19 protein-coding genes and 1 pseudogene are annotated in these 23,097 nt (G+C 40.7%); 9 read left to right on the forward strand and 11 right to left on the reverse strand.

What is annotated here, in order from left to right; translation table 11 throughout:
- The first annotated feature begins 275 nt into the window (after positions 1–275).
- Both FFM67_RS05225 and FFM67_RS05230 read left to right on the forward strand, forming a co-directional pair.
- Positions 276–1,799 (forward strand): helix-turn-helix domain containing protein, encoded by a 1,524-nt coding sequence (locus tag FFM67_RS05225; protein ID WP_137613528.1) that lies wholly within the window; start codon positions 276–278, stop codon positions 1,797–1,799.
- Positions 1,777–3,309, forward strand: a complete 1,533-nt coding sequence (locus FFM67_RS05230; protein WP_137613529.1) for an AcpB/EbpR/MafR family transcriptional regulator — start codon at positions 1,777–1,779, stop codon at positions 3,307–3,309. Before FFM67_RS05225 ends, FFM67_RS05230 begins: the two co-directional genes overlap by 23 nt.
- A 31-nt stretch (positions 3,310–3,340) precedes the next feature.
- Here FFM67_RS05230 and FFM67_RS05235 read toward each other — a convergent pair whose 3' ends face one another.
- Positions 3,341–3,730 carry a hypothetical protein gene (locus tag FFM67_RS05235; RefSeq protein WP_137613530.1) on the reverse strand — a complete coding sequence of 130 codons (390 nt, stop codon included), beginning with the start codon at positions 3,728–3,730 and terminating at the stop codon, positions 3,341–3,343.
- Between the two features lie 294 nt (positions 3,731–4,024).
- Here FFM67_RS05235 and ald point away from each other — a divergent pair, with 294 nt between their 5' ends.
- Together ald and FFM67_RS05245 are read left to right on the forward strand one after the other, a co-directional pair.
- Positions 4,025–5,161 (forward strand): alanine dehydrogenase, encoded by a 1,137-nt coding sequence (gene ald / locus FFM67_RS05240; protein WP_137613531.1) that lies wholly within the window; start codon positions 4,025–4,027, stop codon positions 5,159–5,161.
- Between the two features lie 77 nt (positions 5,162–5,238).
- Positions 5,239–6,933, forward strand: a complete 1,695-nt coding sequence (locus FFM67_RS05245) for a M3 family oligoendopeptidase (RefSeq protein WP_137613532.1) — start codon at positions 5,239–5,241, stop codon at positions 6,931–6,933.
- Positions 6,934–7,138: 205 nt separating this feature from the next.
- Here FFM67_RS05245 and FFM67_RS12375 read toward each other — a convergent pair.
- Positions 7,139–7,330 (reverse strand): annotated as a pseudogene (locus FFM67_RS12375) (IS3 family transposase); the annotation flags it as partial.
- 328 nt (positions 7,331–7,658) lie between these two features.
- On the opposite strand from FFM67_RS12375, the gene FFM67_RS05250 reads away from it, so the two are divergent.
- Positions 7,659–9,296, forward strand: a complete 1,638-nt coding sequence (locus FFM67_RS05250; RefSeq protein ID WP_371851566.1) for a putative polysaccharide biosynthesis protein — start codon at positions 7,659–7,661, stop codon at positions 9,294–9,296.
- Positions 9,297–9,402: 106 nt separating this feature from the next.
- Here FFM67_RS05250 and FFM67_RS05255 read toward each other — a convergent pair whose 3' ends face one another.
- From FFM67_RS05255 to serC, 7 genes are all read right to left on the reverse strand, one after another.
- The gene (locus FFM67_RS05255; protein WP_137613534.1) at positions 9,403–9,639 is read right to left on the reverse strand and encodes a hypothetical protein; all 237 of its coding nucleotides are present in this window, start codon (positions 9,637–9,639) and stop codon (positions 9,403–9,405) included.
- 23 nt (positions 9,640–9,662) lie between these two features.
- Positions 9,663–10,166, reverse strand: a complete 504-nt coding sequence (locus tag FFM67_RS05260; RefSeq protein WP_137613535.1) for a prolyl-tRNA synthetase associated domain-containing protein — start codon at positions 10,164–10,166, stop codon at positions 9,663–9,665.
- A 23-nt stretch (positions 10,167–10,189) separates the two neighbouring features.
- Positions 10,190–10,666 (reverse strand): hypothetical protein, encoded by a 477-nt coding sequence (locus FFM67_RS05265; protein WP_137613536.1) that lies wholly within the window; start codon positions 10,664–10,666, stop codon positions 10,190–10,192.
- Positions 10,667–10,755: 89 nt separating this feature from the next.
- A complete protein-coding gene (locus FFM67_RS05270) occupies positions 10,756–11,907 on the reverse strand; it encodes a trans-sulfuration enzyme family protein (protein WP_137613537.1) in 1,152 nt (383 codons plus the stop codon).
- Between the two features lie 460 nt (positions 11,908–12,367).
- On the reverse strand, positions 12,368–13,594 hold the full coding sequence (locus tag FFM67_RS05275) for a DUF1015 domain-containing protein (RefSeq protein ID WP_137613538.1): 1,227 nt from the start codon (positions 13,592–13,594) through the stop codon (positions 12,368–12,370).
- Positions 13,594–14,781, reverse strand: coding sequence for a 3-phosphoglycerate dehydrogenase family protein (locus FFM67_RS05280; protein WP_137613539.1), 1,188 nt, complete (start codon positions 14,779–14,781; stop codon positions 13,594–13,596). The genes FFM67_RS05275 and FFM67_RS05280 overlap by 1 nt, the downstream gene beginning before the upstream one ends.
- Positions 14,782–15,864, reverse strand: coding sequence for a 3-phosphoserine/phosphohydroxythreonine transaminase (gene serC, locus FFM67_RS05285; RefSeq protein ID WP_137613540.1), 1,083 nt, complete (start codon positions 15,862–15,864; stop codon positions 14,782–14,784).
- 259 nt (positions 15,865–16,123) lie between these two features.
- Between serC and FFM67_RS05290 the strand changes: the two genes are divergently transcribed.
- The 4 genes from FFM67_RS05290 to FFM67_RS05305 all read left to right on the forward strand — a co-directional run bounded on the left by FFM67_RS05290 (position 16,124) and on the right by FFM67_RS05305 (position 20,580).
- Positions 16,124–16,423, forward strand: a complete 300-nt coding sequence (locus FFM67_RS05290; protein WP_137613541.1) for a DUF2316 family protein — start codon at positions 16,124–16,126, stop codon at positions 16,421–16,423.
- 321 nt (positions 16,424–16,744) lie between these two features.
- Complete coding sequence (locus tag FFM67_RS05295; RefSeq protein ID WP_137613542.1) at positions 16,745–18,370, forward strand: malolactic enzyme; 1,626 nt, start codon at positions 16,745–16,747, stop codon at positions 18,368–18,370.
- Between the two features lie 103 nt (positions 18,371–18,473).
- Positions 18,474–19,796 (forward strand): 2-hydroxycarboxylate transporter family protein, encoded by a 1,323-nt coding sequence (locus FFM67_RS05300; protein WP_137613543.1) that lies wholly within the window; start codon positions 18,474–18,476, stop codon positions 19,794–19,796.
- Between the two features lie 178 nt (positions 19,797–19,974).
- Positions 19,975–20,580 carry a TMEM175 family protein gene (locus tag FFM67_RS05305; RefSeq protein WP_137613544.1) on the forward strand — a complete coding sequence of 202 codons (606 nt, stop codon included), beginning with the start codon at positions 19,975–19,977 and terminating at the stop codon, positions 20,578–20,580.
- A gap of 35 nt (positions 20,581–20,615) precedes the next feature.
- Here FFM67_RS05305 and FFM67_RS05310 read toward each other — a convergent pair whose 3' ends face one another.
- Positions 20,616–21,188 carry a helix-turn-helix domain-containing protein gene (locus FFM67_RS05310; RefSeq protein WP_137613545.1) on the reverse strand — a complete coding sequence of 191 codons (573 nt, stop codon included), beginning with the start codon at positions 21,186–21,188 and terminating at the stop codon, positions 20,616–20,618.
- A 321-nt stretch (positions 21,189–21,509) separates the two neighbouring features.
- The gene (gene yjeM, locus FFM67_RS05315; protein WP_137613546.1) at positions 21,510–22,994 is read right to left on the reverse strand and encodes a glutamate/gamma-aminobutyrate family transporter YjeM; all 1,485 of its coding nucleotides are present in this window, start codon (positions 22,992–22,994) and stop codon (positions 21,510–21,512) included.
- Between the last annotated feature and the right edge of the window lie 103 nt (positions 22,995–23,097).

Genomic DNA, 23,097 nt, shown 5'->3' on the forward strand with positions numbered 1-23,097 from the left:
ATTATCGAACACCTTTGGAAGTATTTTTGAGTTACGTAAGTATTGATGATTTGTCTAACTTAATTTGACAATTAAGAGAATTAAAAAATAAAAAATAAATTCGAAATTTTTTTTAATTATTTGCGTTTATCCTTATAAAATTAGTATCCTAATTTATAATAATTCTTATTGAGAATTAGTTAAATAACAAGGATAAGCATAATACAAATTAATCTAGCTTGTTTCCCCTCATTTTTGCCATTATATTAAATAAAAAATTATTCAAGGAGTTATCTATGAATTTACGAGGGTTAATGAAACAAGAGACGACGAGACGTTTAAGTCTCATCGAACAATTATATTATGCCAAAGATTTGCTTTCTTCCGAACAATTAATGGAAGCATTGGACTGCTCGCTACCTGCGTTAATTAGTGATATTCGTTTTTTAAATGAAGAAAACTTACCGATCAAAATAAAGAAAAAGAAAGGTCTTTATTCAATTGCGTTCGATCAATTCGCGACGATTGACATTGTCTATGCCTATATTTTACGGACCAGTTTAGAGTTTCAAGTAATCGAGTGCCTGTTTTTTGAGAAAAGTCGGGGAATTCAACTAGCGGCGGATCAATTAAATTGTAGCTTCTCTAACATGCAGCGTTATTTGAAAAACATCAAGCACACGCTAGCGAATTGGGATATCACTGTCCATCATCGCCCACTGCGAGTTGCCGGAGATGAAGCGAACTTACGACAATTCTATTATCATTTTTTTAGAGAAGCTAGAATGGCCTTTGCCGATTATGGTTTCTCAAAGGAATTACTCAATTCAGTGGATTGCTTCTTACGGCAATTATTAAAAGAAAATCAAATTGATAACAATATGACTGTCCACTTTCAACTGATGCACAGCTTTTTGATTGGCTTACAACGTTTGAAAAATGGTCATTCCATGAAAAAACTGTCTACTGAAAGCGGCTTAAGAATTCCTGCTTTCGATCAGCTAGAACGATTATCCAAACTGATCAAACGTGAGACTAAGGTTGATTTTACTGAGAAATTATTACAGGAATGCTTGTGGCCACTATTTTCTCATCAATTAATCTTAAACCGTCAGCAGCAATTATTTGCGATCCAAAAAAATACTCGACTGGCGAATTTCTATGAAGCTCATCATTTATTATTGAATCGTATTAGCGAACTGCTAGATACGCCACTTTCACAAGCTGAAATCGTTGAGAATCTGCGAATATTAGGCAATAGTCTGTTTTGCTACCAACCTAACAAACGATCGGTCGAGATTTTGCAGGAAACACAAGCCACTATGCTAAAATTGATCGAAAAAAAATATAGCCGTGAGCTGAGAAAAATCAGAACGGTCGTGGAAGATTTTTTACCAAACCAGCAGCATAGCGCCTTTACTGAGCTGTATATCAGCTTATTGGTTACATCAATCAGTCATCTGCTGCAGCGCTTAGTAGCGGCGGATAAACCAATCAAAGTCTTGCTGCTCTCTGATACCTCCACCACCCATGAACGTTTCTGGCACTCAATTTTTCCGGCTTTTATTAAAGGCGCTGTGGATTATGAATATTTTAGCAGTCCGTTTATTCAGCAGGAACAACTCACTAATCTAACTAAAAGATATGATTTGATTGTAACCAATGTGACGATGACTGCGCTTAAATCTGCTTGCCCACTGATTGCCATCAACACCTATCCAACCGCTCAAGATTTTGAACGAATTCAGCAATTTGTGAATTGTTTCGAACCACTGCCATTACGAAAGGAATATTATAATGAACTTACGCCGACTTCTTAAGCGAGATAGCCAGCGCCAATTAAATTTAATTGAAACCCTTTATTATTCCAAGCATCCTTGTTCCAGCGAGGAATTGTCTACCATCGCAGACTGCACGACACCTGCTTTATTAAATGATATCCGAACAATCAACACCCAAAGCAACTATTACAAAGTCGTGCGAGAAAACAGCTTATATCGGCTGGAGCTGAAAGACAACGCCACCATTGATGTTCTATTCTCTACGCTGCTAAATCATTCGATGGCTTTTAAAATCCTAGAAGCTATCTTCTTTGAGGAATGCTCTACCTTATTAGAGTTATCGCAAAAATTATTTTGCAGCTTGACCACGGTCCAATCGGCCATGAAGGATCTACAAGATGCTCTGGCACAATGGAAATTGACGATCCAACGGCGACCTTTTCGTTTGACTGGTGATGAGGTCGCGATCCGTCATCTATTCTTTCTCTATTTTTCAGAGAAAAAAGTTATGCGAAAAAATACGCGTTTCAGCTCGGAACTTTTCCGTTACGGTGACGAAATTGTTCGCTCTATGATCCATGAAAATGATTTATCGGTATCGTTTGCGCAATACAACCGCCTAAGTCTTACCTTTTTTATCAGTCTTGTGCGTATCTCTAACAACCACCGTTTTTCCTCCCGCACATTAAAATCGGAGAGCATTCTGCCACCAAAACAAGCGACGATGAGCCGCTTTGGTCCGCTCTTGCGGAAAGAGCTGCATATTCTCTACTCAGAAGATGTTATGAAGGATAGCTTTTGGTTGCTGTATTCGGATCTCTTTTTGCTAGGTGACAGACAAAAGAAAAAAGCCTTGGAATCAAATTATTCCTTGGCTTATCATTATGAAACGCATTATGAACTAGCTGAAAAACTCAGTACAATGCTCGTCGATCCCTTGACTGAAAACCAAAAGGATCAGTTAACCACCATTTTGATCAATCAGCATCTGTTTCATGCCAAAACAAAAGAATTTATCAGTATTCTACAAGACCGAAAAAAAGACTGCTTACATTTGCTAGAGACTTTTCATGCTCATTGTGTGCATCAGCTACGGGAACTAGTGCTTGAATTCACTGAAGATTATCAGCTTTTCGCGACAACCGAATTCATCGATAATTACATTTATCAAATAATAGCTGCCGTTCCCAGCTGTCTAAATAATATGCAGCAATCTAATCAGCCTGTCACCTTGCTAGTCGTCTCGACAGACTCTAGTATGCAGGAAAGCCTACTATCTGAATTGCTACGCTTTTCAATCAGGGGCAATTACACAATCCAACATATCAATTTTAACAGTCTCCAAAACAAAAGTTATTTAGAAATCTTTGAAGAATATGATATCGTCATCAGTACCTCCACCTTTGATGTACAAAGTTGTCGAACGCCGATCATCGCAGTAGAGCTGTGTCCCAGCATCCATTCTTTAAACAAGATTCAATCGTTGGTAGATAAGATTCATCGCAAAAATTTCTCTTCAGAAAAGCGCGAAGCTATTCCCGTTCAATAAACGTACCCTTTAAATGAGACCAGTCGAGACATTACGTTCTCGGCTTGTTTTCTTTTAACCGCATGACTTCTTTTTCCATTGACGCTTTTTCTAAGGTCAAGCTAGCAATCATCTTCTGGTATTTTTCAGGCCCATTTTTCTTACGGATCAGATTTAGTTGAACCGTAGAAAAGAAAATCATGAATACTGACAAAATAACTATTACAGCAAAAACCAATCCTGGTGTGATGCGAAAGAATACATACAGTAAAATAATTAGCCCAATAAGAATCTCGGCGATACTCAGTTTGGCACGCCGCCCTCCCCCAAAAAGAATTCGTTTTAAAACTGATCCATGTAACAATTCTTCATAACGCGTCAAACGTGCTTCTAAAAAACTGATTTGTTCCTTTAATATATCTATCCGTTGATTTTCCGGCATAATACAATCTCCCTTAAGTTTCTTTCCTTATTATTACCAGTAATTGGTTTTTTCGCAATAAATTCAGCAATCAAATAATAAATTTAAAATTATCACAAACTTTCAACCCATTCATTCTTACTTATTCCTCGAAAAGGCTTAGATGAGAAAATGAAAAGGGTTTCATTTGCTTACTTGTAGTAAAATGAATCGTATTTTTCACAAAATTTTATTTGATATTGTTTGAAACTCCTGTACAATTAATTTGTAAGCGGTTACGCTTGCCTATGATTTGTTAGAAGGAGTGTGTGTCGAATGATTATTGGAATTCCAAAAGAAATTAAAAACAACGAAAATCGTGTTGCCCTTCCCCCTTCAGGTGTTTTTGATCTGAGTAAACGTGGCCATAAAGTCCTCGTTGAGAAAAGTGCTGGCGCAGGATCCGCAATCTCTGATGATGAATATCGTGAAGCTGGAGCCACTATCGTTGAGGATGCAGCGACAGCCTGGTCTGCTGATATGGTCATGAAAGTGAAGGAACCTCTTCCTGAAGAATACCAGTATTTCCGCAAAGATTTGCTATTATTTACTTATCTGCATTTAGCTGCGAACAAGCCATTGACTGAAGCTTTGATTGAAAGTGGCGTCAATGCTATCGCTTATGAAAATGTTCAACCTGCTGACAATACGCTACCTTTGTTAGCCCCTATGAGCGAGATCGCTGGACGTATGGCGGCTCAAATCGGTGCCAACTATTTAGAACGAATCAATGGTGGTAAAGGAATCTTGTTATCTGGTGTGCCTGGTGTTCGTCGCGGCAATGTCGTCGTTATCGGCGGCGGCGTAGTAGGACTGAACGCTGCGAAAATCGCAGTCGGCCTTGGAGCGAACGTGACGATTTTAGATGTCAGCGTCCCACGTTTGAAAGAATTAGATATCATTTTCGGCAACGACGTACAAACCTTAATGTCAAATAGCTTCAATATTCAAGAAGCGTTAAAAACCGCTGACTTAGTCATTGGAGCGGTCTTGATTCCTGGTCACAAAGCGCCAACCTTAGTCACTAAGGAAATGGTGGCCAATATTCCAGATCATTCCGTGGTAGTCGACGTTGCCATTGATCAAGGCGGCATTTTTGAAACAGAAGATCGCGTAACCACTCATGACGCACCAACTTATGTCAAAGAAGGGGTTGTCCACTATGCCGTTGCAAACATGCCGGGCGCTGTTCCACAAACTGCAACTCATGCCCTAAGCAACAGTACGATGGCCTATGCAAACCTATTAGCTAACAACTCGTTAGAAGACTTGCTGAAGAGCAATCTGGCCTTAAATCGCGGGGTCAACACCTACAAAGGAAAACTAACTATTGAAGCAGTAGCCAAAGATTTGAACATAGACTACACACCAATCGATGAATTAATAAACAAAGAACTGCTAATGAATTCGTAAGCTTATAAGAACCGCCAGCACTATGCTGGCGGTTTTTTTGTTATACTTACAAAAAAGTTATTTATTGGAGGTTCGTTATGTCCTTTTCAACTTATCCTTATCAACGTCCGGAGCTGAAACAATACGAAAAAGCGTTTCGGCAAGCCTTGCAGCTCTTTGCTACGGCTTCTAATTATTCTGAGGCTAAAGAAGCCTTGACCCAGCTAAATCAATTACGCAATGAGATTGCCACTAATGCTAAGCTGGCCTATATTCGTCATTCGATCAATACCAATGACTCTTTTTATCGTGCTGAAAATGATTTTTGGGATCATCACCAGCCTTTGATTGATCAGCTCCACAACGAGTTTTATGAAAAGTTATTAGACTCGGCTTTTGAGATGGAACTAAAACAAGAATTTCCCGAAACCCTTTTTCTCTATGCCGAAGACCAACTGCGGCTGTTAAATGATGCAGTCATTCCCCTGAAACAACAAGAGAACGAAACCGTTAGTCAATACACCCAGCTCATTGCTTCTGCTCAGCTAGAATTTCAGGGACAGACATTGACCTTGTCAGAATTAGCGGCTTTTTTCACCGATACTGATCGCTCTATCCGCAAAGCCGCTCATAAAGTCTACGAAGACTTTTTTGTCGCCCATGAAAAAGATTTCGATACTATTTTTGATCGGTTGGTTCAGTTACGGCACCAACAAGCCCAACAATTGGGATTTAAAAACTATGTGGAGTATGGCGACCGCTTAATGAATCGCTGGAGCTATGATCGCAAGCAACTACAGTCCTTCCGTCAATTTATTATTGACGTTGTCGTTCCCATCAATCAAAAATTGTATCAACGGCAAAAAGAACGCTTGCAGCTAAAAGATCTCTATCATTATGATCTGCCGTTAGTGTTCCCTACTGGAAATGCCCAACCTGAGGGAGACGATTTAGTCCAAAAAGCTCAGCAAATGTATCATGAGTTGTCGCCTGAAACCGGGGACTTTTTCGACCAAATGATCAATCAAGAGTTGTTGGATTTGAGTAGTCGCCCCGGCAAGCAAAGCGGAGGTTATTGTGAATTCATTGACGGTATGCAGATGCCCTTCATCTTCGCTAATTTCAATGGTACATCAGATGATGTTGATGTCTTGACCCATGAGACCGGTCATGCTTTTCAAAGTTATTTATCTCGCTGGATCGAAGAAACGGAACTCGTTTTCCCCACTTCAGATACAGCGGAAATCCACTCCATGAGCATGGAGTTTTTAACTTGGCCGTGGATGAACCAGTTTTTCCCTAACGACAGTGTAAAATATCAATTTGCTCATTTAAGCAGCGCATTGCAGTTTCTGCCTTATGGTGCTTTAGTGGACCATTTCCAAGAAGAAGTCTATCTCCACCCAAGTTGGTCATCAGAAGAACGCAAGCGATGCTGGCGGGATTTGGAAAAAAGCTATTGTCCAGAGCGTAACTATCAAGAATCTGACGCTTTGGCTCGCGGACTCTATTGGTATCGTCAAGGACATATTTTTGAAGTTCCCTTCTATTATATTGATTACACGCTGGCACAAGTCTGCGCCCTACAATTTTGGCAACGACGAATTATCGCAGAAGATCCCGCTGTTTGGGCGGACTATCTCGCCATCTGTCGTATCGGCGGAACGAAGACTTTTTTAGAGACAGTAAGCTATGGAAAGCTCGCTTCGCCTTTTGACTACGAAAAAATGACTGAACTACTAACTATCGCAAGTAATTATTTGGCCACTATTCCAGAGACTGAATTGAACTAATCCTTAAATAATCCATCGGTGGGTTACAGATATCGCTCAGTTACTTTTCCCTATCCACTGATTCTGAAGCGATTCCGTTGGTCTTGTAAATCCAGAGATAGCCTCCGTGCTCTTTACCATACAGTGGATTGTCTAAAAGAGGATTCCCCCACACGTCGTGATGTGGAAGTGCACCCATTTTTTGATACAAAATAAAAAGAGCCACTCAATTTAATCTTGTTAATCGGGAATCAACGGGGGAAAGATACCCTAATTTGGCTAAAATTCTATTGTTATTCCAAAAATAGATGTATTTTTCAACGATATCGATTACTCTAGTATTAGAGCATATTGGCACGTTATCTGAAGGAGTTCCCTTATGGGGCATACTTTGGGTAACGTTTTTTTGTTTGACTAAATCAATTTACGCAAAGGATAAAATTTCCATACGGCGACACTCTCCCACTCCTATTTTTTGAATCACCACAGCAATTGAAAATTTCATCGATCAAAAGTATTTACGACCCTCGCTTTACACCGATTTCTTAAAGATTTTCTTACAGGATTGTAAGTCGCTGACAGAACAGGTAAAATATGGAGGACACTGTTGGAGAAAGCTGGTATATATGACAAATAATAGACAAGACAACGCCCTACCGGGAAATGAACCTCGTTCGCGAATGGCGCGTTATCATACAGAAACGGTCAAACTGACCAAAGAAGATAGCGAACAATCGGAAAAACAAATGGAGAAAGTCTCCCCGCCTGTTAAAAAACAAGCGACTGCCCAAGAAAAAATGGTCCAAAGCACCGCTTGGTTAACTGTAGGAAATATCTTCTCGCGCTTACTAGGCGCTGTATATGTGATCCCCTGGTACATGTGGATGCAGCCTCACGGAGAAGCAGCCAACTATCTTTATACAAAGGGCTACAATGTTTATGCATTGTTTCTAATGATCTCCACCGCGGGAATCCCAGCGGCGGTAGCGAAACAGACTGCTCGTTACAATTCCATGAATGAATATGGACTTAGTAAAAAACTTTTATTTTATACCTTGCGGCTGATGACGATTGGCGGCGTGATTTGTGCGGGCATTATGTTCGTTGGCGCCCCCTTCCTATCACAAGGAAATCCGGATCTCGTTCCGGTGATGCGTTCATTAAGCGTCGTCCTTTTGATTTTCCCTGCGATGAGTGTGATTCGCGGCTTCTTCCAAGGAAACAGCAATATGAAGCCGTATGCCATTTCACAAATTATCGAGCAGATCGCTCGCGTGTGTTATATGCTGGTCTCGGCTTATATCATTATGAAGATCAATAACGGCAGCTACAAAACCGCCGTCGTTCATTCCACCTTTGCGGCCTTTATTGGGGTAGCTTTCGCTATGGGTGTACTGATGTTCTCCTTATTAAAAGAACGTACCGCCTTTCGTCAGTTGGTTAAGGAAAGCAGTAATCAAATCAGCTTCTCTGGCCGCCAACTCGTAATGCAAATGATTGCGCAAGCCATTCCATTTATTATTGTCGGTAGTGGGATCAGTATTTTCAAATTAATCGACCAATATTCCTTTGAAAAAATTATGACGATCGTTACGAATTATTCTGCCGCCAAAAATGCGGATCTTTTCGCATTGATCTCAGCCAATCCGGACAAATTGACGATGGTCGTTATTGCGTTAGGAACCGCGATGGCTACTGCGGGACTGCCTTTGATCACCGAACGCTTTACGAAAAAAGATCAAGCGGGCTTGGCTAATTTAGTCACAAATAATTTTCAATTACTATTTTTTGTGATGATGCCAGCTACCGTAGGCATGATCGTCTTAGCTTATCCTTTAAACACTTTGTTCTATCGTCCAAATCCACTCGGAGCGCAATTATTGGCAGCTTCCTGTGTTGTTGGTATCATGATGGGCCTCTTCATGGTCTGTTCCACGATGCTGCAAGGATTAGACGGCAATATGCAAGCCGTTGGTTTTCTAGGGATCGGGATCGGGGTAAAAGTCATTACCCAATTCCCACTAATTTTCTTATTCAAAGCCTATGGACCTCTGGTTGCAACCTTTTTAGGTCTCTTAGTTGCAAATATGTTCTTATTAGACCGGATTCATGTCTTATCTCGATTCCCATTCCGAGAAACGATTGCGTCTTTCGCAAAAATCACTGGCATGTCACTCGTTATGGGTGTGGTTGCTGTGATTGTGAAGATCGGCTGTGAATTCGTCTTGAGTCCTGATTCTAAAATTCAATCAATGATTATTATTTTAATTGTGGCAGCCTGCGGCGGGTTGGCGTACATTGTATTGGCCTTAAAAACGCGCATGGCCGACAAATTACTTGGGCCTCGTGTTGATGGTATCCGCAGAAGATTGCATATTCGTTAATTGGACGCTTTCTTCACATTTTTACACCTTTTAAAATAGTGAACATACTCCGATTTCTAAAAAAGTAAAAGCGACTACGCTCGGTTCTTCCTGCGTAGTCGCTTTATTATTTTGATCCATTAAGGATACCGTAAATAATCAGTGCCAGTCCTATTAATACATTCAAGCTAAAGCCGAATTTATTTTTCATATTGAGGTTATTCCCAAAATTACTTGCTTTTGCTACTAAGATCCGTTTATCCTCTGAAAAATAGGTGCCTTGCCTTTTTTTATTTTCCACTAACGCCGGGATAGCCATCAGTGGCCAAACTAAAAGCAGTCCACCAAAAATAATCGAAAACATCGAATTCCCTCTTCCATTAAGAATTAAGCCGTCGCTTGCTCCGGCAAAACCAAATAAATCGGCTGAATCCCAAGCTTCGCTAAATAACATTGAAAATCAGTAAAGGCCAGCAGTAAAGTGGCCGTGTTAACATTGGGATGAAAACCAATCTTAGCCGATTGATCAATCGCTTGATCAATCACTAACGTAATTTGCCGCTCTCTGTCGTGAGGCAAAGCTAACGGTGTAACTGACCCTGGGGTTAAACCGAGTAAATCAAACAGCCGCTCTGGCGAGGCAAAGGATAAATGGCTCTCATCGAGAACTTTCGCCAAAGCTTTTATCGCCAACCGTTTCTCACTAGGACAAATGATAAAATAATTTCGTTTACTCTTTTTCCCCCGCAGCAGCAAATTTTTGACCTCGGTCCCATCGATGGAAAAATCAATCTCCGCTACTGTATAAACGGCTTGATGATCCACTCGTTCATAGGGAATTTGCCACTCTGATAGCAGCTGATACACTTCTGTGTCGGTCGCTTTCGCCATTTCATCCCTCCTTGTCATTTCCTCTATTGATTGGAAAACTCCTTGATTAGCTTACGCCACGTGATGATGGTTTTATTTACATGATTCGAGACTTCTAACTCTAGCTTTTTAGAATCTGTGACCTCTTGTTCCATAAATCGGTGAAGTTGAGCGATATTGTCTAACAATAGATTTTGCGCTTTTTGATTCTCTCTAGCCTGCTCTGTAACCAAACTGTCCGCTTCGGCCTGCAGCTGCTGCAAAACAAAAGGGGTCGTTTCTTTGAAATAGGGATAGCCATATTGGTTTAGATTGTGCTTATAGCTTTGTAAGATCGCCAATGACTGTTCAAAAACCGTCAACGCATCCGTCGTTCGCTCTGGTGTTTTGACTGGTTCTATTTTTTCAACGATCGTGGCATGTTTTTTTCGTTTCATTCCCCACTGTGTGACAAAAAAAGTGATCAAACAGGCGACCACGATTGCCATCAACACTTCCGGGCGTAATAAATTTTGACTCATTTGGTTTTCCCCTCTTTAAAAAGATGCCTCCATTATAACCGAAAAAAACGAGCGTATGGAGAAAAATTCCATGCGCTCGCTTGTTTTTATTATAAAAGTGGTTTCAACTTGCTTAACGCTTGTTCCAGATCCGCCAATAAATCTTCTGTATCCTCAATTCCTACCGATAAACGTAACAGTCCCTCCGTCACTCCTTGCTTTTCTCGTTCTTCTTTCGGCACACAAGCATGACTCATGGTAACTGGATAAGACAAAATGGACTCTACTCCTCCTAAGCTAACAGCAGCAATTGGCAATTCTAACGCTTCCGCAAAGGCATAAACGGCCGCTTGATCGGCTAATTCAAAAGAAAGAACAGCTCCACCGGAAGTCGCTTGTTTTTGCTGAATGTCATAACCAGGATGGCTTGCAAGTCCTGGATAATGAACTTTTTTGACCGCGGGATGCGTTTCTAATAGCTGACTGATTTTTTCAGCACTGCGGGCACTTTGTTCCATGCGTAAGCCCATCGTTTTCATGCCTCGCATCGTCAGCCAGCAATCTTCCACCCCTAAGATGCCACCAAGAACCTTTTGCTGCAACTTGATCTGCTGGCCCCATTTTTCATCATTCGTAACCACAAGACCTGCGACGACATCACTATGACCGTTAATAAACTTCGTGGCGCTGTGGATCACGACATCAACGCCTAAAGCTAAAGGTTTTTGAAATTGCGGTGTCATAAACGTATTGTCGATCATCGTCACTAATTGATAGTCTTTAGCTAAGGCAACGACCCGTTGAATATCAGTGACTTGCAACAATGGATTTGAAGGCGTTTCAAGATAGAGGCCACGTGTGTTCGGTTGAATCGCATTTTCCCAGGCCGTCAGATCCGTTTCATCCACAAAGGTGACTTCGATTCCAAAACGCTTCATCACCTCATTCACCAGCTGAAAAGTCCCACCGTAGATGCTTTTACACATCACTAAATGATCGCCTTGATTAAAGCTTAATAGCACCGCTGAGATTGCACTCATCCCCGACGCAAAGGCAATCCCATAGCGCCCGTCTTCCATTGCCGCCACTGCTTGCTCTAAGGCACTGCGAGTCGGATTACCGAAGCGGGAATAGGTGTAGTCCTGTCCTTCCTTGATAGACGTTTGCTTAAAGGTGGAGCATTGATAAAGGGGGATTGAAGACGCCCCTGTGACTTCATCAAAGACAGTGTACCCATGAATTAATTTTGTATTATCTCGCATCGTAAATCCCTCCTGTCATTTCTACAATATAAGCTTAGCATTAAATAAAGCGGTTTCATTGTTTTTGCAAAAATTCCCATGATAAACTTAGTGCTTTTTCAGGAATTCTCGATAATTTCTAATGTATGAAAAAGAAAAAAATACCGCCTAGGATCACTAATAAGGCTAAATTAACAAGGCTAAAGAGACCCAAAAAAACTTAGTTTCATCAGGATAAGAGGGGAAAAAACTGCTGCCTAGATTTGCCGCAACAATAATCAAGACACTCCCTAGCAAACGTCCCTCGCTGAAAAGCGTCCCACCAGACAGCTGATGATCGTCAAAAACAATGAGATACTTAATAATTTATTGGATTGTATAAAATCCAAGACTCTCCTCATCTGCCTCGCCTCCACTTTTAGCATACGCTATCAAGGAAAATTATGACAAAAAAGCTCCCGATAGGCATCGGGAACTTCTGTTATTTCGTTTCTAAATCGTGTAGGAACAAGCCGCTTAATAATTTAGGCTCGAACCAAGTGGATTTTGGTGGCATGATTTTTTTCGCATCGGCTACTGCCAATAAATCTCTCATCTGTGTCGGATACATGGAGAAAGCCAATTTGAAGTCTCCTGAATCAACTAGTCTTTCCAACTCTGCTGTCCCACGAATTCCACCAATAAAATCGATGCGTTTATCAGTACGAATGTCTTGAATATCAAAGATGGTTTCGAAAACATGCTTTTGCAGCAAAGCCACATCTAATTTCTCCACCGGATCATTGGGGATTTTCACCGCCTTAATCCTCAAGGTGTACCAAGTTTCGCCATCATACAGCTGGCAATCGCCGGCCTGTTTCGGTTTTTTGACACCTGATTTCGTCACGGAATAATTTTCCTTTAATTGTTCCATGAAATCAGCTGGCGGAGCGACCTTTAAGACCCGATTGTATTCCCAGATCGCCAATTCGTCTTCTGGAAAAAGAATCGATAAGAATTGCTCTGTCTCAGGATTTTGCTCACCATTTTCACGTTTTTCAAGTCCGATTTTCACTGCCGATTCGGTCCGATGATGACCATCGGCGATATAAAGCGCCTCAATTTCAGTAAATAATTTTGCCAACGTCTCAATCGTGTCACCTTGATCAATCACCCAAACACGATGTGTCACTTCATGATAGCTGGTAAAATCATAAACAGGCTTGTAGTCTTGCTGCCACGCTTTAATAATTTGCTGGATCTCAGTCTTTGGTCGATAGCTTAAGAAAATAGGACTAGTATTGGCATCACAAGTCCGGATGTGATTCATTCGATCGATTTCTTTTTCATGACGAGTAAACTCATGCTTCTTGATTTTTTCATCAATGTAATCTTCAATCGATGTACACGCGACAATTCCAGTTTGGCTGCGGCCATTCATGACTAACTCATAAAGATAGAAATAATTTTGCTCTTCCTTAAAGAGCCAGCCTGCTTTTAAGAAATCTGCTAAATTATCGGCGGCTTTTTGATAAACCTTTTTATCATAGGGCGAGACATCAGCTGGCAAGTCGATCTCAGCTTTATCGATATGGAAATAACTGTAAGGGTTTCCTTCCGCAAGTTCTTTCGCTTCTTGCGAATTTACGACATCGTAAGGCAAGGCCGCCACTTGCGCCGCTAACTCTGAAGTGGGACGAATCCCTTTAAATGGATGAACTTGAACCATTAAAATTCACTCTCCTCATCTCGTTTAATCGCTCGAACTCGGACAACCCCTTCGTTTTGGGCTAATTTCTGTGTGATTGCCGCAATTTTTTGCGGATCCGTCTCTGACACATCAACGAGTGTATAGGCGTAATCCTCTTTCCCGCGATTCACCATATTGTCAATATTTACCTCTAATGAAGCAATGTCAGAAGCAATCGAGCCTAGCATATTCGGGACATTTTTATTAATGATGGTAATTCGATAAGGAGAATCAAAGGCCATCTCGACATTCGGGAAATTCACTGAACGTTTAATCACCCCAGTTTCTAAAAACCGTTTCAAACCACGAGCCGCCATCTTCGCGCAATTCACTTCTGCTTCTTCGGTTGACGCCCCTAAGTGAGGCAAGACCGTGATTTTCTGATTGTGCAATAATTTTTCACCGGCGAAATCAGTCGTATACCCGCCAATTCGTTCTTCCTTCACCGCTTTGACCACGGCCTCCGTATCAACAATCTCACCGCGAGCAAAATTCATCAAGTGAGCGGTATTTTTCATTAAAACCAATTCGTCCGGTCCAATCAAATGTTTCGTCTGATCCGTCAATGGTACATGAACTGTGATGAAATCGCAATTTGTCAGTACTTCTTTAATATCAGTCGCCCGTCTTACCCGACGAGAAATGCTCCAAGCCGTATCTACAGAGACATAAGGATCGTAGCCGGTAACTTCCATGCCTAAACGATAGGCATCATTCGCTACCATTGCGCCAATCGAACCCAGTCCGATAACGCCTAATTTTTTCCCTTCAAGCTCGGTTCCGGCAAATTGGTTCTTTTGTGCTTCGGCTTGTTCCTCTACGTCGCTGCCGGATAACGTTTGGACCCATTCGATTCCTTGAACCATTGGCCGCACCGCAATCAATAGACTGGCCACTACCAACTCCTTCACTGCATTGGCATTCGCTCCCGGTGTATTGAAAACAACAATTCCCTGCTCCGTACATTTTTTTACTGGAATATTATTCGTACCTGCTCCGGCCCGTGCAACAGCTACCACTGATTCGGAAAATTGATAGTCATGGAGCTTCTGACTGCGTAAAATAATCCCATCCGGTTCTTCACTTTCATTGATGCGATAATTTTCTTGATCAAAACGCGCCATCCCTTCAGGAGCGATCGCGTTGAATGTTTTTATCTGAAACATTTAGTTCCCTCCATTTCCTTGTTCAAATTTTTCCATGAACGCAATCAGTGCTTCTACACCTTCTACTGGAAAGGCGTTATAAAGACTGGCCCGCATGCCACCGACTGAGCGATGGCCTTTTAAATTTTCAAAGCCTGCTGCTAAAGCCGCTTGGTTAAAGGCGTTATCCAACGTTTCATCACCGGTAACAAAGGGAATATTTGTCAACGAACGACTGGCTTTTTCTACTGGGCTTTTGAACAAGTTTGATTTTTCGATAGCATCATATAGTAATTGCGCTTTTTCACGATCTTTTGCGGTAATTCCGGCTACCCCACCTTGCTTTTTGACCCATTCAAAAACTAATTTCGCGATATAGATCGCATAAGTTGGCGGTGTATTGTAAAGAGAATGATGTTTCGCTTGCAATGCATAATCCAACATGGGGGCAAAAAGCGCTTCTTGATTGAGAAGATCTTCACGAATGATTACGACTGTTAATCCCGCGGGCCCGATATTTTTCTGTGCACCGGCATAAATCACACCGAAGTCCTCTACGTTATACTCATTAGCTAAAATATTTGATGACATATCTGCCACCACCGGTACGTCTCCAAAAGAAGGAATTTTGGCATACGCGGTTCCTTCGATCGTATTATTGGTTGTAATATGCACATAGGCTGCCTTTTGATCGACTGTTTCAGGCAGTTCAGGGATAGAAGTAAAATTCTGTTCTTCACTAGAGGCGATCACTTCAACTTCAATATTTTCTAAGGCTTTGGCGGCACTTATCGCTTTTTTAGACCATGAGCCGGTATTGACGTACAGCACTTTTTTCCCTTGCGCTAAATTCAAGGGAACCATTGAAAATTGTAAGCTGGCTCCGCCTTGTAAAAATAAAACCTTATAATTATCTGGAATCGCCATTAATTCTCGTAATAAACTCTCGGCATCTTGAATGATCGCTTCAAATAAGGAGGAACGATGACTCAGCTCCATCACCGACATGCCGCTGCCTTTATAATCAAGCATTTCGGACTGTGCGATCTCTAGCACTGGTTTGGGCAAAACAGCAGGCCCCGCAGAAAAATTGTAAATCGTCATACATATTCGCTCCTTTTCAATTTGATAAAACAAGTAACACCTTTCAGATGTGATGCCAATTATAACAGAAGTATTTAAATGATAAAAGATTAATTTTAAACTAATTTACTTTTCATTTCATTTTACCTGAAAAAGTTTCAGCTTGATTTGCATAAAATTTTTTAAAGATAACCTTTTGTTTGACAGTCAAATTTTAAAAGCGTATGCTGTCGATAGTTAAAAATACAACTATTTATTTTTAAAGAAAGAAGCGAGTGCTATGTCATTAAATCAACAACAAATGATCAATACAAAAAACGAATTGCACAAAAATTTTGAACGTAGCGGATTGAGTCTCGAACAGATTGCTGCTGACTTAAATACGACAGCAGATGTGATCGCCGATACTTTAGCATTGAACGTCTCCCGAATTGAAGATCCGTGGGTCTTAAAAAATTACTTAGAGGCCGTTCTGGAACAACTAGGTATCACCAGTGTCCCCTTCACCGCTTTAGTCGGTGATTACCATCGCCACTGGTTTTTGAACAGCCGTCGGATCGATAAGAAAAAAATCGGTTAATCACTAAAAGGTGCTCTTTAAACAGATAATAATGATTGATATAAAAGATTCCCTTCCCTGCCTTTTGATTATCAGAACAAACAAAAAAATACCGACAATCTCTTAACTGGTTTTCGGTATTTTTTTGTTTATTACAATTTGAATCAAAAAGCTTAATCCATTGAATAAAATCGTGGACCACTCTTCTTCACTTACTTTGCACTCTTTTCCGACTGCCCCCTCTTGTCATATAAGCAAAATTTATCGTAACTAATGATTTTGACTATACCTTCTTTCCTTCATTATACTTTCCTAGCACTTAAAATTTAGGAGGACTCATCTATGCTTACAGGTTTAAATCGTTTAAACAACCCATTCTTAAATAAAGGGACTGCGTTCACTAAAGAAGAACGCGTAAAATACGGAATCACAGGCATGCTACCAAGCACCGTGCAAACACTTGAACAACAAGCCGTTCAAACGTACGGACAATACTTAAGCAAACCATCTGATTTAGAAAAACGGATTTTCTTAATGAACATCTTTAATACCAATCGGACCTTATTTTTCAAATTAATGGGCCAACACTTAGTCGAATTCATGCCAATCGTTTATGATCCAGTCGTAGCAGATTCAATCGAACAATACAATGAAATCTTCGTTGAACCTCAAGACGCTGCCTTTCTTTCAATTGATGATCCAGCAAGTATTAAAGAGAGCTTGAAAAACGCCGCTGCTGGTCGTGACATTCGGTTGATTGTTGTAACTGATGCTGAAGGCATTCTTGGTATGGGCGACTGGGGTGTCAACGGTGTCGATATCGCCATCGGGAAATTAATGGTTTATACTGCCGCTGCTGGTATCAACCCAGCTCAAGTCTTGCCTGTTTCAATTGATGCTGGTACAAACAACGAAGAATTATTGAACAATCCGCTTTACTTAGGAAATCGTCACGCCCGTGTAGAAGGCGATACTTACTATGCATTCATCGATGAATTCGTTGAGTCAGCTACCGATTTATTCCCTGAATTGTTATTACACTGGGAAGACTTTGGTCGTGGTAACGCTGCAAATATCCTTGAAAAATATCAAGATAAGATCACTACCTTCAATGATGATATCCAAGGCACAGGGATTGTGGTCCTTGCTGGTGTCTTAGGTGGGTTAAATATCTCTGGCGAAGCGTTGAAAAACCAAAGAATCCTTACTTTCGGTGCAGGCACTGCTGGTGTCGGTATTGCGAATATTCTATTAAAAGAAATGGTACGTCAAGGAACACCTGAAGAAGAAGCACGTAAACACTTCTACCAAGTCGACAAACAAGGTTTATTATTTGAAGACACTGAAGGCTTGACACCTGGCCAAATCCCATTTGCTAGAAAACGAGCTGAATTTATCAACAACACTACGTTAACCAGCTTAGAAGCTGTTGTAAAAGAAATTCATCCAACCATTATGATTGGTACTTCTACTCAACCAGGTGCGTTCTCAGAAGCAATCGTCAAAGAAATGGCTGCTCATACACCTCGTCCAATTATTATGCCTTTATCAAATCCAACAAAATTAGCGGAAGCAACGGCAGAAGACTTAATTACATGGACCGACGGGAAAGCATTAATCGGAACGGGTATTCCAGCGGACGATGTTGAATACAAGGGTGTGACTTATCAAATTGGACAAGCAAACAATGCTTTGATGTACCCAGGCTTAGGCTTAGGTTTGATCGCTTCAACCTCAACTCGAGTAAACGATGAAATCATCTCTCAAGCTAGCCGCGCACTAGGCGGAATCGTCGATGTCACAAAACCAGGTGCATCGATCTTACCTCCAGTCGCAAAAATCACGGAATTTTCTCAAATCATTGCGGAAACAGTCGTGACATCGGTCGTGGACCAACAGTTAAACCGTGAAGACATTCCTGATGTAAAAACTGCTGTCGAAGCAGCCAAATGGCTCCCTGAATACTAAATCCAAAAGACAGCAACAAAAGGCCTTAAGAGCTGGAGTAGAGTATTCTACTCCCTCTTTTTAAGGCGTGAATCCATGTTTTATTAAAGAAAGGACGTCTCCAATGGCTCAAAAAGAACCCTCAACTGCTACGACATCTGAAGAAAAAAAGACTAGTTTTTGGTCAACCAAAATTTCCGGTGTTAGTTTACCCCTTTATTTGATTATGGTGGTCGTATTAATTATCGCAATCGCCTTGAAAAAATTACCGACAAATATGATCGGCCCAATCGCTATTTTAGTTATTTTCGGAAATTTATTCCACTTCGTTGGCAACAAAATTCCCATTGTCAAAAGTTATTTAGGTGGTGGCTCTGTTTTTGCGATCTTTGCTTCTGCAGCAATCGCAACATTCGGCATCTTACCTGACTATGTCGTTGAATCAACTAAGAATTTCGTAACAACTATGGGTTTCTTAGACTTTTATATTGCCGCTCTGATTACTGGTAGTATTCTTGGTATGAACCGGAAGCTATTAATGAAAGCTTCTGTCCGTTTTATTCCTGTGGCACTTATTTCTATGATTGTTTCTTTCTTCGCTGTCGGACTTGTCGGTATGGTGATCGGTAATGGCTTTGCCAATTCTGTTCTTTATATCTCATTACCTGCTATGGCTGGTGGTGTCGGTGCGGGTGCTGTGCCTCTATCAACCATCTATGCCCATGTTTTAGGAACCGACGCTTCTTCCATTATTTCTCGTTTGATTCCAGCAACCGCCATGACCAATGTTTTAGCAATCATCGGTGCCGCGTTAGTTGCCCGTGCAGGAGAATCATTCCCTAAGATTAATGGGAACGGTAAATTAATGGAAAAGGGCGACCTTGGCGACGGTAAACCTCGCGAAGTCAAACCAGATATTTTCCAATTAGGCGTTGGTATGATGGTTGCCTTGACCTTCTTCATTCTTGGTCAAATCTGTAATTTCTTTGTACCCAAAATCCACGCATATGCTTTCATGATTATTATCGTCGTGATTTGTAAAATTACCAATGTATTACCTGAATATTATGAAGATGCGGCGATCATGTTCAATAATTTAATCGTTAAAAACTTAACGGCCGCTGTCTTAGCTGGTATCGGTATTGCCTTATTGAACTTAAACGTCTTAGCGTCTGCTTTGACATGGCAATTTGTCGTTTTATGTTTAACCAGCGTAATCGTGATCTCTCTTGTTTCCGGCTTCGTTGGTCGCCTTTTTGGCTTATATCCGATCGAATCAACCATCACTGCCGGCCTATGCAACAACTCAATGGGTGGTACTGGAAATGTAGCTGTATTGTCTGCGGCAAATCGGATGGAATTGATTGCTTTTGCGCAAATGGGTAACCGTTTAGGCGGAGCTATCGTCTTAATCATTTCCGGTTTCCTGATGCAGTTATTCTCCTAAAACTTTACTATTGTTTCTTCCTCCTAAAAAAGCTTGTACGTAATCGTAGGACGATTACGTACAAGCTTTTTGTCTGATCTGATCCAGCTAAAAGTACTATCAGTTGCTTGAAATTTATTATCGTGCTAAAACTAAGCGAAAAATAAAATTTTTGCTGTACAGGAAAGGATTGTTCCGTATGAACAAAGGCAGAGTTGAAGCGTTTTCTGATGCGATCGTAGCAATTATTATGACCATCATGATTTTAGAATTCAAAACCCCAGAAGATTTTCATTGGCAAGCTATTTTAGAAAATTTGACCTATTTATTCGCCTATGCCGTCAGTTTCTTTTTTATCGCGGTGGCTTGGTACAATCATCATTATATGTTCAGCTTAACCAAACGTGTAACGAAAAAAATTTACTGGATCAATAATATTTGGCTTTTTACAATGGCTTTGATTCCTGTTGCCACCGCTTGGGCTGGAGAATTTATGTCCCATCGCGGACCGGAATACTTTTATCTTTTTATTTTTACCCTTTGGAGTTTGGCTTACCTGTGGCTTAGCAAAAGTTTCGAGCAACTCCATCAAAAAAAACACCCTGCCATCAGCCAAAAAATTCGTAAAATGGGGCCTAACCAGTATATGAGCAGTTTCTTTTTTCCTCTGACCGTCCTCATAATCGGCATCGGAATCTATTTCTACCCACCTATTAGTTTAATTGCGACCTTGATTGAACTGATTATTATGGCTTTTTGGACCAATGATGATAGTGATAAAATTTTTGATGACACGACCGAATGAATACTCCGCTCCTAGCTGTATAGGAGCGGTTTTTTTTATAGCATTCCACTAACCCACAAACTCAGTAAAACGATGGCCATAAAAATTCCCACAAAAACAAGGCAGATCAACGTTTTGATTAACAAATCCCTTTTGAAACTGCGTTCTTCTCGGAGTTTTTTTACCTCTCCGCCTTCCATGTAAGCAACAATCTCTTTATAGGTTTTAACATCGTTGTCCTTTTTGATTTTCTCAACCTTGAAGGCGGCCCACATGCAAATTAGCCATAAAACAAACGGAATCAATAACCCGACATTCCCAAGAAATTTCCACGCCGGTCCAATCGATACCGCGGCCAGAAGAAGCGTTCCATTCATCACCCAACCATACCCATTCATTTTATCGTTTCCAATTACTTTTTTCATTGTTTCCACGTCTCCTTTGACAAGTTCATCTAAAGTCACGTCAAAAAGAACGCTCAGCAATAATAGATTATGGATGTCAGGATAGCTTCGTTCATTTTCCCAATTTGATATTGTCTGACGAGAAACGTAAATTTTTTCAGACAACTCTTCTTGTGAAAACCCAGCTGCCTCTCTTAATCGTTTAATCTGTTTGCTTAAATTCATTTTATCCGCTCCTTTAGTCTCACTTTAGAACTCCCTAACCCGTTTCACTAGCCAAACTCTTTATCATAGGCTGTTTTACTCGTGTCAAAAGGCTTTATCATGGAAAAAAACTTATTTTCAACGTTTTTCTATTCATCTCTGTTTCCGATTTTTCGTATTCTCATAATAGTTTACCAGAAAAGACGAACCGAATTTAATGTACGAATAGTTTTCTAAGATTAAAATTATCCTTGATCTCAGGGCTGACACAACCCCCTCCTCCGTAGAGAACAGATTAAAAAGCCTCAGCGAAAATTCGCTAAGGCTTTCGTCACGATACTATTATGCTTTCGTACGACGGACATAGTTTTGGTAAAGAATGATACCCACTACTGTAAATCCGACTGGACCTGCAATCATCCAAAGAGTATCACGCATGCCTGCACCTTCGATAATCGGTTGGAAAATCGTGAAGACATTGGCACCTAATACTAATAGGAAGACTACAACACTAATCACAAGTGTCATGCTATGAGATTTATAGACTTCAAACGGACGATCAAGTCCTTCTTTTTTCTTAAATTTAGGGAATGCATAAATTAAGAACAAGTAAGGTAAGGTCATTGACACGTTCGCCATTAACGTCAAAATGTTATAGAAAGCTGATGGATCTGGCGTCGCAAATGAAGCGATCAAGATGATTGCAACAACGATTGCACATTGTGCCCACATCGCATAGCTTGGCATACCATTTTCATTTAATTCAGTGAATTTCTTAGGCCATAATTTCTTTGGTGTTCCCATGATCAACGTTTTCAATGGTGAATACGTCAATGTGAAGAACGCACCACTATAGGCTAAGAACATTCCTAAACCAGTATAACGAGCAAACCAGTTACCCATACTGATAGCAGCAGCTTGACTCAGGCCAATGCCTTTACCAAATTCTACCCCTAAGTTATTCATCATAACATAAGAAATATTTCCTAAGTTTGTTGTATCGCCTGAAAGGACACCCTCCCAGTTGGTACTTACGCCCCAAAGGAAGATTCCTAATGCGTAACCTACTGAAATGATCAAGGCAGAAAGAACAACCGCTTTAGGGAATGTTTTTTCTGGATTTTGGGTTTTATCAACCATCCCACCAACAGCTTCCAAACCGCCATAAGCAAAGATCGCGAATACCGCAAAACCTAGTAAACCGATTGGGCTTTGGTAACTTGGATTTGGTGAGTGCAAGATATGATTAAAAGGTTGCGCCAAATGGCCACCATTTGCCACCAAAATAATTCCTGAAATCACAATCAGAACAACGTTTAAGCTTGTTACGGCTAAGCCACCTAAGCTTGTAATCTTAACGATTCCTTTAACCCCTTTAATTGAGACTAAAGTAACGATAATCATCCAAACGCAGGCTAAAATACCGACCATTTGAGTCGAATTCAAACCGAACATTCCTAATTTTTGTGTTTGGTCACTGCCGGCAAAAGCCGTTGTAAAAGGGATCCAAACTTTTGATGATGTAGAAACCATCCAGACAACGTAAGAAGCAAACCACATAAATGTTCCGATAAATGCGAAACGTGGTCCTACGCTGACTTCCAACCATTTATACATCCCACTATTTTCACCTTTAATGGTAGAACCAAATTCTGCCATCATCAGCGCAAATGGAATGAAAAATAGAATCGCAGCCACAACGTAAAAGACGATTGAGCCATACCCCATTAAGTAAAAGGCCACTGGTCCATTAGCGAACCCAAATACTGAGGTAAAGATCATCATGACCAGAGCGCCAAGCGTCATGCCTTTTTCTGCTTTGGACATTAAAACCACTCCTATTCAATTATAATCTGGGAACTGCCGTAAAAATAAATTCAAAAAATTATTATTAGTTATTAATTGAGCAAGAATATTTCAACAGTTAAAA

It is taken from the genome of Enterococcus viikkiensis (assembly GCF_005405345.1).
Classification (GTDB): domain Bacteria; phylum Bacillota; class Bacilli; order Lactobacillales; family Enterococcaceae; genus Enterococcus_A; species Enterococcus_A viikkiensis.